11 protein-coding genes and 1 pseudogene are annotated in these 14,341 nt (G+C 42.3%); 6 read left to right on the forward strand and 6 right to left on the reverse strand.

Annotated elements, in window-relative coordinates:
• Nucleotides 1-42 precede the first annotated feature (42 nt).
• Nucleotides 43-1,897: pseudogene (locus tag WR49_RS03860) on the forward strand (putative bifunctional diguanylate cyclase/phosphodiesterase).
• Between the two features lie 116 nt (nucleotides 1,898-2,013).
• On the opposite strand, the gene WR49_RS03865 reads toward WR49_RS03860, so the two are convergent.
• The 3 genes from WR49_RS03865 to WR49_RS03875 all read right to left on the reverse strand — a co-directional run bounded on the left by WR49_RS03865 (nucleotide 2,014) and on the right by WR49_RS03875 (nucleotide 4,750).
• Nucleotides 2,014-3,309 (reverse strand): peptidoglycan DD-metalloendopeptidase family protein, encoded by a 1,296-nt coding sequence (locus WR49_RS03865; RefSeq protein ID WP_046223129.1) that lies wholly within the window; start codon nucleotides 3,307-3,309, stop codon nucleotides 2,014-2,016.
• Between the two features lie 368 nt (nucleotides 3,310-3,677).
• Nucleotides 3,678-3,977: an isoamylase early set domain-containing protein gene (locus tag WR49_RS03870; RefSeq protein WP_046223130.1), complete on the reverse strand. Its 300-nt coding sequence runs from the start codon at nucleotides 3,975-3,977 to the stop codon at nucleotides 3,678-3,680.
• Nucleotides 3,978-4,099: 122 nt separating this feature from the next.
• Nucleotides 4,100-4,750 carry a hypothetical protein gene (locus tag WR49_RS03875; RefSeq protein ID WP_046223131.1) on the reverse strand — a complete coding sequence of 217 codons (651 nt, stop codon included), beginning with the start codon at nucleotides 4,748-4,750 and terminating at the stop codon, nucleotides 4,100-4,102.
• Nucleotides 4,751-4,845: 95 nt separating this feature from the next.
• Here WR49_RS03875 and WR49_RS03880 point away from each other — a divergent pair, with 95 nt between their 5' ends.
• The 4 genes from WR49_RS03880 (at nucleotide 4,846) to WR49_RS03895 (ending at nucleotide 10,094) form a co-directional block, all read left to right on the forward strand.
• On the forward strand, nucleotides 4,846-5,265 hold the full coding sequence (locus WR49_RS03880) for a GFA family protein (RefSeq protein WP_029627212.1): 420 nt from the start codon (nucleotides 4,846-4,848) through the stop codon (nucleotides 5,263-5,265).
• A 253-nt stretch (nucleotides 5,266-5,518) separates the two neighbouring features.
• Nucleotides 5,519-6,190, forward strand: coding sequence for a YoaK family protein (locus WR49_RS03885; RefSeq protein ID WP_017057972.1), 672 nt, complete (start codon nucleotides 5,519-5,521; stop codon nucleotides 6,188-6,190).
• A 231-nt stretch (nucleotides 6,191-6,421) separates the two neighbouring features.
• Entirely contained in the window at nucleotides 6,422-7,792 is a 1,371-nt protein-coding gene (locus WR49_RS03890; protein WP_046223132.1) for a YjiH family protein, read from the forward strand.
• A gap of 430 nt (nucleotides 7,793-8,222) precedes the next feature.
• Nucleotides 8,223-10,094 (forward strand): methyl-accepting chemotaxis protein, encoded by a 1,872-nt coding sequence (locus WR49_RS03895; RefSeq protein WP_046223133.1) that lies wholly within the window; start codon nucleotides 8,223-8,225, stop codon nucleotides 10,092-10,094.
• A gap of 317 nt (nucleotides 10,095-10,411) precedes the next feature.
• On the opposite strand, the gene WR49_RS03900 is transcribed toward WR49_RS03895, so the two are convergent.
• Nucleotides 10,412-11,797: an alpha-amylase family glycosyl hydrolase gene (locus WR49_RS03900; protein WP_046223134.1), complete on the reverse strand. Its 1,386-nt coding sequence runs from the start codon at nucleotides 11,795-11,797 to the stop codon at nucleotides 10,412-10,414.
• Nucleotides 11,798-12,081: 284 nt separating this feature from the next.
• Nucleotides 12,082-12,393 carry a peptidylprolyl isomerase PpiC gene (gene ppiC, locus WR49_RS03905; protein ID WP_261383044.1) on the reverse strand — a complete coding sequence of 104 codons (312 nt, stop codon included), beginning with the start codon at nucleotides 12,391-12,393 and terminating at the stop codon, nucleotides 12,082-12,084.
• Between the two features lie 282 nt (nucleotides 12,394-12,675).
• Between ppiC and WR49_RS03910 the strand changes: the two genes are divergently transcribed.
• Nucleotides 12,676-13,590 carry a chemotaxis protein gene (locus WR49_RS03910; protein WP_046223135.1) on the forward strand — a complete coding sequence of 305 codons (915 nt, stop codon included), beginning with the start codon at nucleotides 12,676-12,678 and terminating at the stop codon, nucleotides 13,588-13,590.
• An 83-nt stretch (nucleotides 13,591-13,673) separates the two neighbouring features.
• Here the strand turns inward: WR49_RS03910 and WR49_RS03915 are convergent, their stop codons facing one another.
• A complete protein-coding gene (locus WR49_RS03915) occupies nucleotides 13,674-14,216 on the reverse strand; it encodes an ATP:cob(I)alamin adenosyltransferase (RefSeq protein ID WP_046223136.1) in 543 nt (180 codons plus the stop codon).
• Nucleotides 14,217-14,341 lie beyond the last annotated feature (125 nt).

Here is a 14,341-nt window from a genome sequence, read left to right on the forward strand (position 1 = left end):
TACAGCTTACAAATAGGTTCTGGTTAACTACGGATGGTGACTATGACTCAACATACGCATAACAGCATGATAGATGCAGAACGCATTGGTCGTTTACTTAAATTAGAAGGCATCGACCTTCTAGAGTCGGCCGTGCTCATTTTGCACCAAATGTTCGGCACTCAATACACCACCATCATTGAGAAAAAGTACTTTCCAGATCAGATGGTTCCTTTTGGTTATAGCCCATTCGGACCATGTACTACATGATAAAATCAACGCACGTCACGGTCACATCTACCAACAAGCTGTCCATCAACAGCACCCAGACTGTTCATTCGCTCAATATATCATTCAGTCGTTGCCTACATCGGCATTTAAGCAGGAAATCACCTCACAGAACTCAATTGCAATCCCTACTCGAACTCAGAGTGGCGAGGTCATGGGTGTGCTGTTTTCTACGTTTACTTCTCCTCTTAACCCGAATCAGTTGCAAAACGTGATTAAACACCATCAACTTTTCGCAAACATCGTCATCCACACACTAAGGGAAATATGGTTCAACGAGCGTTCTGAGCAACTGGTCAATCAACTCAGTTATGAAGTATCACACGATAGCTTAACTGGGTTACTAAACCGAAGTTGCTTATCGGACACTTTGGAATCGATTACTCAACAGAGAAGCACCCCATTCACATTAGCCTTGCTCGACGTAAATAGTTTCAAAGCCATTAATGATATGCACGGTAATTATATTGGCGATAAAGTGCTTCAGTACGTAGCAGAGACCTTACGCCGAACCATACCCGAGAACAATCTGACTTTCCGGACGGCAGGAAACGAATTTGCCTTCATTACCTACCATTCAGACCCTATTTTTATCTGTGAGCAGATATTGGCCAAAATAAAAAAGGGTTACAATAGCGTCGATATGAAAGTCGCTTTCGACATCAGCATTGGTATTGCTCGCTCGGAAGGGAGCAACAAAGACGTAGAACAAATAATTTTTAACACCAGTTTGGCTCTAAAAGAGTGCAAGCAAAGACAAGATACTCACATTCAATGTTATGACACCCATCTAATATCTCGCTACCAAAGAAAAACGGAGTTGGTTGCGGCTTTACGAAATGAACTTGAAAGTGCAACTTCACCTAGCTTTACACCGAATGGAAATGACAATGAAATGTACGTGGTTGTGCAGCCAATCGTTGGTCAAAGTGAAAAGCAATGGGAATACTTCGAGGTACTCACTCGTTGGAAAACGGCTAAGCATGGCAATGTATCGCCAATGGAGTTCATCAAAGTCGCAGAAGAGTCTGGTCTTATTGTTGAACTGGGTGAACATATTATCGATCTGGTTTGTCGCGCAAAAACAACATTAGAAAAGGGGTTAGGCTATAAAATTAAGCTTGGGATAAACTGTTCGGCTCATGAGCTTAGCGATTCCAAGCGTTACATCTCCTATCTCACTCGAACCATTGAGCGACATAACTTTAAAGCAAATGAGTTTGTTATCGAGCTAACTGAAACGGTGCTGCTATCTCCCACCAAAGAGACAAAATCGGCACTCAACTATCTACGAGAGCAAGGCTTTTCGATCGCGTTAGACGATTTCGGTACTGGTTACTCGAGTTTGAATTACATCCACAGTTACCCTATCGATTGCATCAAAATTGATGCAACCTTTATTCGAAACCTGCTAACGAATTCGACATCTGAGAGTGTTGTTTGGCTGATTATTCAATTGGCTCATAGGCTTGATTTGTCATTAGTTGCAGAGGGCGTTGAGAAACGTGAGCAACTAGAAAAATTGCACGCCATGGGATGTGACAAGATCCAAGGGTACCTCTACTCACCACCTATGCGACCAGAAGCTATCATCAGTTATGTTATTCACTCAGAATCTCTCATGACCTAAAAAGCTAGGCCAGAGCCATACCTTATCCAAAGCTCAAAAAGCCACGAAGCATTACTAGATACTTACATATTTAGTAAAGAATTCGTGGCTTTTGGGAATACAAAGAAGTACATCAGTTAACTATTGTTAGACTGAGTTTCCAGAGCTTTCTTTAATAACTTATCTACCTCATCTCTAGCGGCCACAAACGTTGCTTTTTCTTTTTGAGGTACAGAATTGGCCATCGGGATATTCGCTCTCATCGCGTCGACAGGACGACCGCGTTCGATCAATTCGTAATGTAGGTGCGGGCCAGTCACTCGACCAGTTTTACCGGACAAACCAATACGCTGACCACGAGATACCGTTTGCCCTTTACGAACGAGGATCTTGCTCAAATGTAAATAGCGCGTTTTGTAAGTGCTGCTGTGTTGAATAACCACGTAGTTACCCGCGTATGGATGCTTACGAGTCATCACCACTTTGCCATCACCCGTTGCTTGAACTGGCGTACCAATTGGCGTCGCGAAATCCGTACCGTTATGTGGTGAAACTCGACCAGTCACTGGGTGCAAGCGCTTAGGGTTAAATTGAGAACTTTGACGCCAACCACTGCTCACAGGGTAACGTTGGAACGCGCGTTGTAAGCTATCACCATTAGCATCATAATATTGTCCGTCGATATGTAAATACGCAGACACCACACGATTACGATTCATGATCTTAATGGCTTCAATTTCACGTTTTCCGGTAGCAACACCATCTACAAATTGTGCTTTCTGAAGCACTTCAAATTGATCGCCTGCACGTAAATCTCGGCTAAAATTCAGCTTATCCTTAAGCAGAGTAACAATATGGTCAATCTCGATACTGTTCAGGCCAGCTTTATTTGCCGACATAGAGAAACTGCCTTGAATATTACCCACTAGAGGCTTTTGCTTCCAGTCACCAGGAATAGAGATATCTTCGAATTCATAGTTGCCATCTTCAAGTCGTCGATAAACAACTTTGTCAGCAACGCTAAATTTAAGCTCCATTTTGGAAAGCTCGCCTGTTGCCTCATCACGCCAAAAGCGCAATGTGTTACCTGGGCGAAGCGTGTCCAACGCAAGAAAGTTCAAATCGGTCTCCATCACGCTCATCATAGATTTATAAGAAAATCCAAGCTGATTGAAGATGCTACTCAAGTTATCACCCGTTTGAATTTGATACTCAAACGTCGGCGGCTCAATAACAACAGCAACAGAAGAAGGTGACAGAATAGACTCAATAACGGTTGAGTCGGGTAAATCAAGATCGATCGTTTTCGTCAGATCCGATTGTGACGATTGCAGAGCAACACCAATCGCTGCAATAAGTGGCAGTCCTAAAATAGCTACTTTTTTTACAGGTGAAAGCTCAGCAAACGGAGAGGGAAATATTTTTGAATACACGGTAAACAAGTCTTTCTACGATATAAAAGCATAGGATATGCTTTTCGGACGCATAAATCATCAATACATTGCAATAATATGATGCGAATCTTGCTCTATCCCGCTAAGTCATTGAGTTATAAAAAGTGAAAAATCGTTTCACTATAAATAAAATTAACAGCTAAATTGAGAAATAAAAAAGCAGAAACGGCTAGCTACTGCTTTTTATTTATCTACGTTATTTTGTATCGAACAATTAATAAACACCGCGCATTAATTGCTGTTATTAAGCAAATCGCGACCTTAACTCACCAATCCCTTCTCACTATTAAAGTAAAACGATTTGAACCGAAAAACACAGCCTTATGCTTACAATAAGTGTCCAGAAATTAGGCTGGAATCGTCGATACCAAACAGTTGTCTTGACCAAATTCGTTAGGGATATAACGGTCAGCATTCACGTCATTCACCCATTGTTGGCCATCAACTAAGTAGCGAAATTGAAACTCGCCATCTTTAGGTAGGCGAGTTTTGAATTTGTACACTTTCCCTTTCGCCATTTTTTTCATTGGCGTGGCTTTCCAATCAAGAAAGTCAGCAACGATGAATACTGAGTTCGCTTCTTGAGCTTCTAGCTCAAAGGTCACTTCAACTTCGTCTTTCGTCTTAAAAAAACGTTTACTAATCATTCGCAAGCTCCATTTGTAAAAGTAAGCAGACACAAAGAATGTCTAAATTTCATTCAATCTATTAAGATAATATGTAATTTGACTCACATAAACAACACATCCTTGTGCTCGCAAAAATGTTACTACTTACCAATTGATTGTGTATCAAAAGAAAAACTCATTAACACCTTTTCAGAAGGGGTTTCTGCAAATGATTGTTCCGCAGAATGTTGAGTAAAACCGATAAAACCTTGCCCTGTGAGTTTATTCTGTGATTTTGAATCTGACTGTTGGGCAACATCTAAAGTCTGAATTTTCACGCGATCACCCAAGAAAAGTTGGTCAACCAACACCACACGGCTTCGTTGCTGGTCATGCTTAAAGAGGCCAAGGTAATAGAATACGCCGCTGCCTTGATTCGATATCCACATAGGTGCAACAAAGAAATTCGCTTCGCCTAGCGTCACGGCTGCCAGGCTTTTTGTATCGACGGTTGCTACACCGCGCTCAACACCAGAGTCATAACGACCAAACGCGATTGCTTTTGGCGCGTCGACTTCATTAATAAAGGCGTATGCGTTGGTTTCTGGAACTTTAATTGTCCATGGGTTAGTGGTCTTCAAATCAAAAACGGTTTCAACCACTGGGTCATAACTGACTTGTGAAGAAGGAAACTTCGCCAAAATCTCTTCATCACTTAAACTAAAGCGATAAACACCCGCCAATATGACCACAACTAACATGACGATAGGAATCAGTAAAATCAGAGGTATAGGTAAGATTTTCTTTTTCATGAGCAATTGTATTCTTTTGTTTTCATCCAGTTGTGCAGACCATAAAGGGCTTTAGTATAATTATCAATACAGGGTTAACCAGAAGTGAAACATAGATGGATATCAAGCATATTAAAGATAGAAATATCAGAAGTTGTGAATGCCGCTGTGGAGCAGTCAACCTAGTATGCCGAGGTGAGCCCCAGCGAACCTCTGTATGTCATTGCTATGAGTGTCAGAAACGTACTGGAAGTGTGTTCGGCGTTCAAGCTCGGTTCCCAATTGAACAGGTCACACTGAGCGGAGAAGTGACCTATTTTTCACGCATCAGCGATACGGGCAGTGAAGTCACTTATCAATTTTGCCCTCAGTGTGGCACCACCATGCTTTTACAATCCGTTGCCGCCGTCGATTTTTATGTCGTCCCACTCGGGCTATTTAAAGAACAAGATTTTCCACTTCCTAGCTTTTCCGTTTATGAAGAACGTAAATACGGCTGGGTTAAGTTTGAGCACCAAATGAGCCATTACAACTAGCTTGTAACTGATCTTTATCCTTATCTTTGTCTTTATATAACGGTGCACTTTTTATAACGACAAACTTCTTTTGAGCGACAGGCTGCGTAATAGCTACAGTATCTTAGTAGCGACAGTCCGCATTATAACAATGCTTCATCGAAACAAACTGCAATACTGTTGCCTAAGATCAAACATGAATGCCCTACAACACTAGCGTATCTTTTTGCGAGCGTTATAATCTTGTTCCTCTATTTAACCCGGAGTGAACCACATGATTTCTAAGCTACCTCGTTGGGTTGAATACGGTGCCTTACTCTTAGCAGGCCTTGCCGGTAGCGTTAATTCTATTGGATTACTTGGCTTCCAACATCAAGCCATATCCCATGTTTCGGGCACCATGTCTTTACTAGGCAGCAGCCTGCTCACTCCAACTTCGGCTTCCGTGCACCTTTTATTGGTGATTATGAGCTTTATGTTAGGCGCTGCTTTCAGCGGGTTCTTTATTGAAAACCAAGCTCTGAAGCTAGGACGCCGCTACGGTGTCGCACTGTGTATTGAAGGTGGGCTGCTGTTTTTGGCACTTTGGGCACTATTACAAGGCTACACCTCTGGCCAATACTTCGCTTCAGCCGCATGTGGTTTACAGAATGCGATGATCACCACCTATAGTGGCGCAATCATTCGTACTACGCACATGAGCGGAATCATTACCGATCTTGGAATCATGATTGGCGCTCGCCTAAAAGGTATGCCCTTTGATCGCCGTAAAGCCAAACTGCTGATGTTCATCGTCGTCGGTTTTCTATTTGGTGGCTTAACTGGCGCTTGCTTATTCCAACACTTCGAAATATTAGCCCTGGCTTTCCCTGCCTCTTTTGCCTTTATTATTGCGTTTAGCTACTGGCTCTATTTAACTTATCGAACTGAAGCCCCAGTTAACTAATAAATATCTGGAAATATATCCTCAAGATACGTAACATTCACAACACTTTATTCCAAAGTAACGCAGAGTCGCAGAATAAGCATCCTGAATATTTAGCGATATTTGATGAATAGTATTGCAAGCGATATTAATACTGGGTAGTCTTGCATCCTATAAGAAAATACGGATGTTTAGTGGATAAAAATGCCAAGGATGTGGCTTTTTTACGTGTAGAAATTCGAGAACAATAACATGTCTAACAACACGAATACTGATCCAACAGAGAAATCTAAAGGCAGTTTCTGGGTTTTCTTAATCCCATCATTGATTGGTTTATTCCTTTTCATGGCGCCAATCAGCTATCAAGGTGATCTCACCATCCCTGTCGCTATCTTGGCGAAATCAATCCAAGCGGTTTTCGGTGAATATCTAGTCTCTATTATCACTGCGATCGTTGCTTTTATGTCTGTCACTTCAGTATTGAGCACGATTTTCAAGCCTACATTCATTACATCCAGTTCATTTTTAAACGGTCTGTTCAACCCCTCTCCTTTATGGCTGTCGGTTCGCCTCATTGGTGGTGCTGCAGCGCTGATGACTTTTTTCCAAATAGGTCCCGAAATTATTTGGGAAGAAAATACGGGCGGCCTAGTCTTAGAGGGCCTGCTTCCAACACTTTTCTCCGTATTTATCTTTGCTGGTTTACTACTGCCCCTACTACTGAACTTTGGTCTATTAGAACTTTTTGGTACCTTGCTAAGTAAAGTAATGCGTCCGATCTTCAACCTACCGGGCCGCAGTGCTATCGATTGTATGGCTTCTTGGTTAGGAGACGGTAGTGTTGGTATTCTGCTGACAAGTAAACAATACGAGCAGAGATTCTATACTCAACGTGAAGCAGCAGTTGTTGGTACCACTTTCTCAGCAGTATCTATTACATTCAGCCTTGTGGTTATTGCACAAGTAGAGCTAGAACACCTATTCCTGCCTTTCTACGCAGCGATCTGTTTAGCTGGCATTGTGGCAGCTGTTATCATCCCTCGCCTTCCACCACTAAGCATGAAGAAAGATACTTTCATTGATGGTAGCAAGCCGAACAAAGATGCTGACGCGATCCCTGCTGGCCACTCAACATTCTCTTGGGGTTTTGAGTTAGCGGTAAATAAGGCATCACAGGTTAAGTCTGCTAAGTCAGTATTTTCTGAAGGTGTGCGTAACGCCGTAGATATGGTATTTGGTGTATTACCTGTTGTTATGGGTCTCGGTACCATGGCATTGGTAATTGCGGAATACACGTCTGTGTTCTCAATCCTAGGTCAGCCTTTCATTCCATTCTTAGATCTACTTGGTGTACCAGAAGCGGTAGCAGCGTCTGAAACTATCGTCGTTGGTTTTGCGGACATGTTCATTCCAGCAATCCTTGCCGCTTCTATTGACAATGAAATGACTCGCTTTGTTATTGCCGCTATGTCAGTCACTCAACTGATTTACATGTCTGAAGTGGGCGCTCTGCTTCTCGGAAGTAAGATTCCAGTGAACATCTTAGAACTGTTTATTATCTTTATTTTACGTACGTTAATTACGCTTCCAATTATCGCTGGTGTAGCTCATTTAATATTCTAAATTAGAGACTACTGATGTAAATCAGTAAAGACACAGTTTTGTAAAGCCTCATTTTTGTGAGGCTTTTTTTACTGAATATATTCATATCCCCATTTTAAATCTTATCAAAATATAAAACTGGCATATCATTTAATTTCATATGAATTGACTCATTTCCTATTTTCTTAATAAAAAATCACACGCATAAACGTCTAACTAATAAATACTCAAGTTAACTAACTCAGGCTGAACTGAGCTTTAAATCATTGAATAGAATAATAAAAATAACGATGTTTTGATTGAATGATTTTCATGCTGTGTGAATTGTTATATTTTTGTAGTCTATTTTGTGAATTTACATTCAAGTAAATTTCAGTTTCGTCGATATATATAATTAGAAAAACACGATTAACTTTAGTCTTCGCAAAGCCTGTGAGAAGGGGAATATTCAATGAAATTTAGCCATAAGGTGGTTGCTGCATCATCAGCCTTGCTGCTAGTAACAGTATCATTGCTTTCAATACAACAACTTTACACCGTAAGAAGTGCTGTAGAAAACCACGTCAATGCGAGCCTAGAAGAAATGGTCTCTGGAGTCAGGAATACCGTAGTCTCAGAGATGAACGCCAAGAAAGCGTTGGCGCAATCGACGACTGAAGTCATCGAAATCAACCCTCAAGATCGTACCTACGTAAAAGAAATCTTAGAAAAGCCTAAACTTAAAAACAGTTTCCTTGCGGTTGGTTTTGGTTATGAAGCAAACGGTTTCGTCATTGAAAATGATGACGGTTGGGACGCCGGCCCTGATTACGACCCACGAATTCGCCCTTGGTACATTGATGCTAAATCCAAAAACAGTTTAGTTGTTACCGCGCCTTATGTGGATGCATCAAGTAAGAAAGTCATTATCTCAGTGGGTACGCCAGTTAAAGACAACGGCCGCTTCACTGCTGGTATGTTCTACGACCTAGAATTGACCAACCTTGCTACTTTAGTAAACCAAGTGAACTTGTTTGATGCGGGCTACCTATTCCTGGTCACAGCCGACGGCACGACAATTGCCCATCCGAATGCTAAAAACAACGGTGAAACGCTCTCGAGCTACATGCCACAAGCTAACATTCGCGAAGGCTCTCAAGAAATTGAAGTCGACGGCAAAATGTTCCTAGTGAACTTCACGCACATCCCAAGTGAAGATTGGTATATTGGCGCAATTCTTGATGAAGAGATCGCTTACCAAGCCGTTGCAGATCTCAAGAACAGCTCGATGATCTATTCGTTGATAGCGGTAATTCTCAGTATCATCGCACTGACGATTCTAATACGTGTGTTAATGCGCCCACTTGATGCACTTAACCACGCGATTCAAGATGTCGCAAGCGGACAAGGTGACTTAACCAAACGCCTAGATACGAATACAGATAAAGAGTTTTCTGACCTAGCAAAAGGTTTCAATACCTTTACTGAAAATCTGCAGAACCAAATAATTCAATCGAAAGCGATTGGTATCGAGATTAAGCGTGGTACTGAAATCACGGTTAAAGGTGCGGGCGAATCAGCAAACGCAATGAACACTCAACTGCAAGAGCTGGAACAGCTAGCAACAGCAATGAACGAAATGGCGGTTACCGCGACAGAAGTAGCAAACAACGCTCAAGGCGCGGCGGCGGCGGCTCGTGAAGCAGATGAAGCAACGTTAGACGGAACTTCTGTAGTCAGTGACACCACTCAAGCGATTGATAACTTATCAGCTCGTATCGACCAAGCCGTTGCAGAAGTACAGGTACTTGAATCAGCAACCGCGAACATCGAAACAATTCTTAAAGTCATCAACGACATTGCAGACCAAACGAACCTGCTGGCATTGAACGCAGCGATTGAAGCCGCACGTGCTGGTGAATCAGGTCGTGGTTTCGCTGTCGTAGCCGACGAAGTTCGTACTCTGGCGCAACGTACCCAACAGTCGACGACTGAAATTCGCAACATGATTGAGCAGCTCCAAGCTGGTGCAAGCTCAGTATCTAACGCGATGAATCAGAGTAAAGATACGGCGACTGACGCCGTTGAACGCGCTCAACAAGCGAATTCTTCACTTGACCGCATCCGTGACGCAATTCAACGTATTTCTGATATGAATATTCAGATTGCTTCGGCAGCAGAAGAACAGAGCTTGGTCGCGGAAGAGATCAACAACAACACCGTTAAGATCAAAGACCTTTCAACGCAAGTATCAAACGCGGCTCAAGAAGCAAACACGGCAATGCAGGTACAAACTGACAATGTTCAAGCACAGGATGAACTATTGAACAAGTTCACGGTTTAATCGCCTGTCAGTTTAACTAACGCTTTGCTTAGTAACCAATAAACAGCTTCAAATAAAAAGCCCCGCTTACTGATTACCAGTAGCGGGGCTTTCTTTTCAATCTTATCTTACCGATTGGGCTTAACTCATACCAACCACAGTAAGTAAATGATCATAAATAGCGCAGGAAAAAGGCTTGAGAACAAGGCGGCTCTATTCGACAAAGAGTTCCGATAAGTAGTTATTCTACAATCAAAATTTATAACGAAGTTATCGAGCGTTTTAACAAGCTAGGATGACCAGTTATTTACTACGATTGGTATCATAACAGGCTCGACCTAGTTAGTTGTCAACATCATGCACTGGTTAGGTTCAATCTTAATGGTTAAATCCTTGCCAACGCACTCGAACACTTCACCAGATAACAAATCGGTCACTGCACCAGTCCAAGTCAGTGATGCTGTTTTACTTCGCTTAGATTTATTAATCACAACAATGCCTTTATCACCACGGACAAATACCAACAAGTCATCATTCGCTTCAACCACACGCATCGTTTCGCCATGAACATGGTTGTGGAATTGAATCATACTTCTCATATATGGCGCTCGCCAGTCATTAAACCAACGAGGCTGACCATTCTGATCCAGAATGCCACTGGTACTTAATTCGCTATAGACAAGCGGCACACCGCCATCTCGACCAAGAATAAAGGCGTGAGCCAAGCGTTCGTCAACTTCATCCATCACATATTCCAAAAACACTTCGTTGTTTGGGATATCATGAGTCACAGCAAAAGTGATGGCTCGCATATTCGATAGCGCCTGACCAAAACAGTAAGGATTGATCAGAGACTTAAAGCTGCCCTGCTCTTCAAAGGCTTTGAAGATGGTATTGAATAAAGGGAAATCGTAAGCGCCTAAGCGAGTGTGCTTCAGGTATGGTTCAAGGAATAGCTCATACTCTTCTTGGGTCGCACCACCATCAGTAATGATTTCACCAAAGATGTGCATTCCTTCGCAGATATCATCGGTCCACACCCTACACAGATGGGAAAGTGTCATGTGCTTTGCCGCATCGATACGAAAACCTTTCACACCTATCTCTTTCAAGGCTTTTAGATACGCTCGCTGCTGTGCAACCACATTGTCGTTGACTAACAACGTTGGTAAGCCAGGATCGCTGGCTCCGCCAGTAATACGCCCATTCTGCACTTCCCACGTATCTTTCCAGTTTTTGATACCAAACGCTTCCACGAAGTCGTTTTCATCAAATAAAGGCTTAGAAAGATCACCAAACAAGCGTATTGATTCGTAATATTCGGCGTCTTTTTGGTAAGACGCCATATCTTGAAGATTAGGATACGTTAAGTCACTGCGGATACCAGATTCGTTTGCCATGTGGTTGAACACTACGTCCACATAGGTACGAAGCCCATGCTGCTTTAACGCATCAACCATCGCTTTAAAATCTTGTGTGTCACCCAACTGATTATCGATCACACGATAATCTTGTGGCTGATAGCGTTGCCACCATTGAGTGCCAGACTCTCTGTCGCAGCCTTTAGGGCTACGTAACGACTTCATTGCCGGTGAAACTAAAACAGATTTATAACCCAACTCTTGGATCTGTGGGGCGTTCTTCATTACGTCAGCATAGCACCAGTCAAAAGCATGCAATATGACATCTGTCGCTGGATTGCTTAACATAGCTGAACTCTCCATGTTGTTCTCCTACCAAACTCAGTTACAGCTTTCTAGATAAAGACAAAAACTAAAAAGGCAAAGCTGCTTAAATTTCCTTAAGAATGGCATTTATTATATGACTTACTCATTAAAACCCCTCATCCTCTTACCAATTAGTCACGGTGGATAGGCGAGGGCGTAGCCCCAATTATCGTATAACGTCAGGGATGAACGCTCAGCCATTGTGCTTTTAAGTGCACCAAACAGTCACAAAAAAGGAGCGTATATACGCTCCTTTTATTCCATCAAACACATATCTTACACTAGGTTCTGTAGAGAACCTTTACAACGTGCCAACCGAATTTTGTTTTTACAAGATGTGGTACAAGCGTCTCGCCAGAGAAACAAACCTTATCAAACTGAGGCACCATTTGACCTTTCTTGAACTCGCCTAGGTCGCCGCCCTTTTTGCCAGATGGACATGTTGAGTGCTTCTTCGCTAGTGTTTGAAATTTAGCACCTTTTTTAAGCTGTTTAATGATGTCTTCTGCTTGTTCTTTATGCTTCACCAAAATATGAAGCGCTGCTGCTGTTCTTGCCATGATAATTCTCAATTTGTTACTGTCAGTTTGTATGAGACGATTACTTCAACACTCGATTTTTCGAACCATTAATTATTCAAATAACCACCAACCACTGACGGTTGTATATCTGTTTAACGCTACCGACTTGTCGACATAAAACTATCGACAGCGAGCATTTTTCATGATTTTACCCCAAGAACTGCCATTCTTCACTCTATAACCGAAAACAGCAGCGTTAAAGCACCTAAAAACCGCATAGCGACTTGCCGCCACCCTTATTTCCCTTTAGATTATTCCTTATAAACTAAGTACGTAGTAAAGCAGGAGCCACTTATGGCGAAACCGATCAGTAAAGCTAGCCAGTCACAGGGAATGTTGATGTTCAAATTATCCCTAACTCAGAGTTTTGCTATTGGCACGCTTAAGGTAAGAGAAATCGTGCCTTTTCAGCCGATGACTCAAATTCCTTATTCTCACCATCACGTCATCGGCACAGTGACCATCAGAGAACTTACCGTACCTGTCATTGATATGTCAGCAGCAATAGGTTTTCGTCCAATAGCACCCACTGAATACCAAAGCTGTGTACTCATCGTCACCGATTGTTTGAGGACGGTAGTCGCATTTTTGGTTCGTTCGATTGATAAAATAATTGAATGTGATTGGAAGAGCATTGAATCACCACCAGCGAGCGTTGGGCGCAATGTTTTCGTTACCGGCATTACACGCTTTGAAGATCGTATTGTTCAGATGCTCGATGTGGAGTTATTGCTTTCTAAAATCTACCCACATTACGAGAATGCGCATGTTCCGATGCTTACCGATGTTGAAAGGGAACGCCTCAAAGCGCTGAATATCTTATTGGTTGATGATTCTTTGATCGCGCGAAAACAGTTATCTGATGCCTTAGATAGTATCAACATCCCTTACAGCATTTGTAACAACGGCTTAGATGCTATTGACTTGATGCGCAACCAAGCCAACGCAGGCAACGCGATTGATCTATTAGTGAGTGATATTGAGATGCCAGGGTTAGATGGCTACGAGCTTGCGTTTGAAGTTCAAAATGACAACGCCCTAAGTCATGCCTACTGTATTTTGCATACCTCACTATCAAGTGAAATCTGTGTTGACCGAGCCAATCAGGTGGGTGCACATGAAGCACTTGAGAAGTTCAACGCGGGCGAATTAATCGAAGCGATGCTACGCGGAGCAAAAGTCTTAAACGACGCCTCTACACCCGCTTAAGCGCGACTTTAGAAGCTAAACCTAGCATCATGCTTAATGGTTTAGCTTCTTAGCTTAGAGATGAATCAGTGTAGAACTCTTCCTTAAGATTTCTTTGGCATAGAATAACTCTTACTCACAAACTCCACTTCTTCAACTTCATTGACATGATTGGTAAAAGAGGCCAATGCATAGAGAGTGTTCGCGACTAAGTTAGCGTATTTAAAAAGAACCGGATCTGGTGACTTTTTACTTTCATGATGCTCAATACTCACCAATGCTCGCACGACTTTTTTAGCCTGACAGCGACATAAGTGAAGCTCGCTTGACACTCGATGCCCTCCGGGTAATACAAAACCTTTGAAACCACCTTCTAACTGCTCACGGATACGGTGGTAATCTTGCTTTAGCTCGACCAGTTCGGATTCAGTGATCGCTAATTTCCCACGTACAGATCCATTAAGGTGGTAGATGTTTGGTTGCAGGCGTTGCAAGATATCGCGAACTTGTGGTTCCAGCTCCAAAGACAACACCAACCCAACTCGGCAGCATAGTTCGTCCGACAGAATCTCAAAATCACAGATAGGACTGTCTTCATAAATAAAAGGGTAACAGAACTCGTCCCAATCTCGACTTACTGGTTTCACGTAGTGATCCTTACACATAAATAGTAATCAGACGCCAATATAGCAAACTCTTTGATTTAGTCTGCTTTTTCTGACATCTGCGCCCATTGTATTTGCAACGCTCCATATATTTACAAAGTAATTAC

Origin of the sequence: Vibrio sp. ECSMB14106 (assembly GCF_000972265.1) — a bacterium.
Taxonomy (GTDB): Bacteria; Pseudomonadota; Gammaproteobacteria; order Enterobacterales; family Vibrionaceae; genus Vibrio; species Vibrio kanaloae.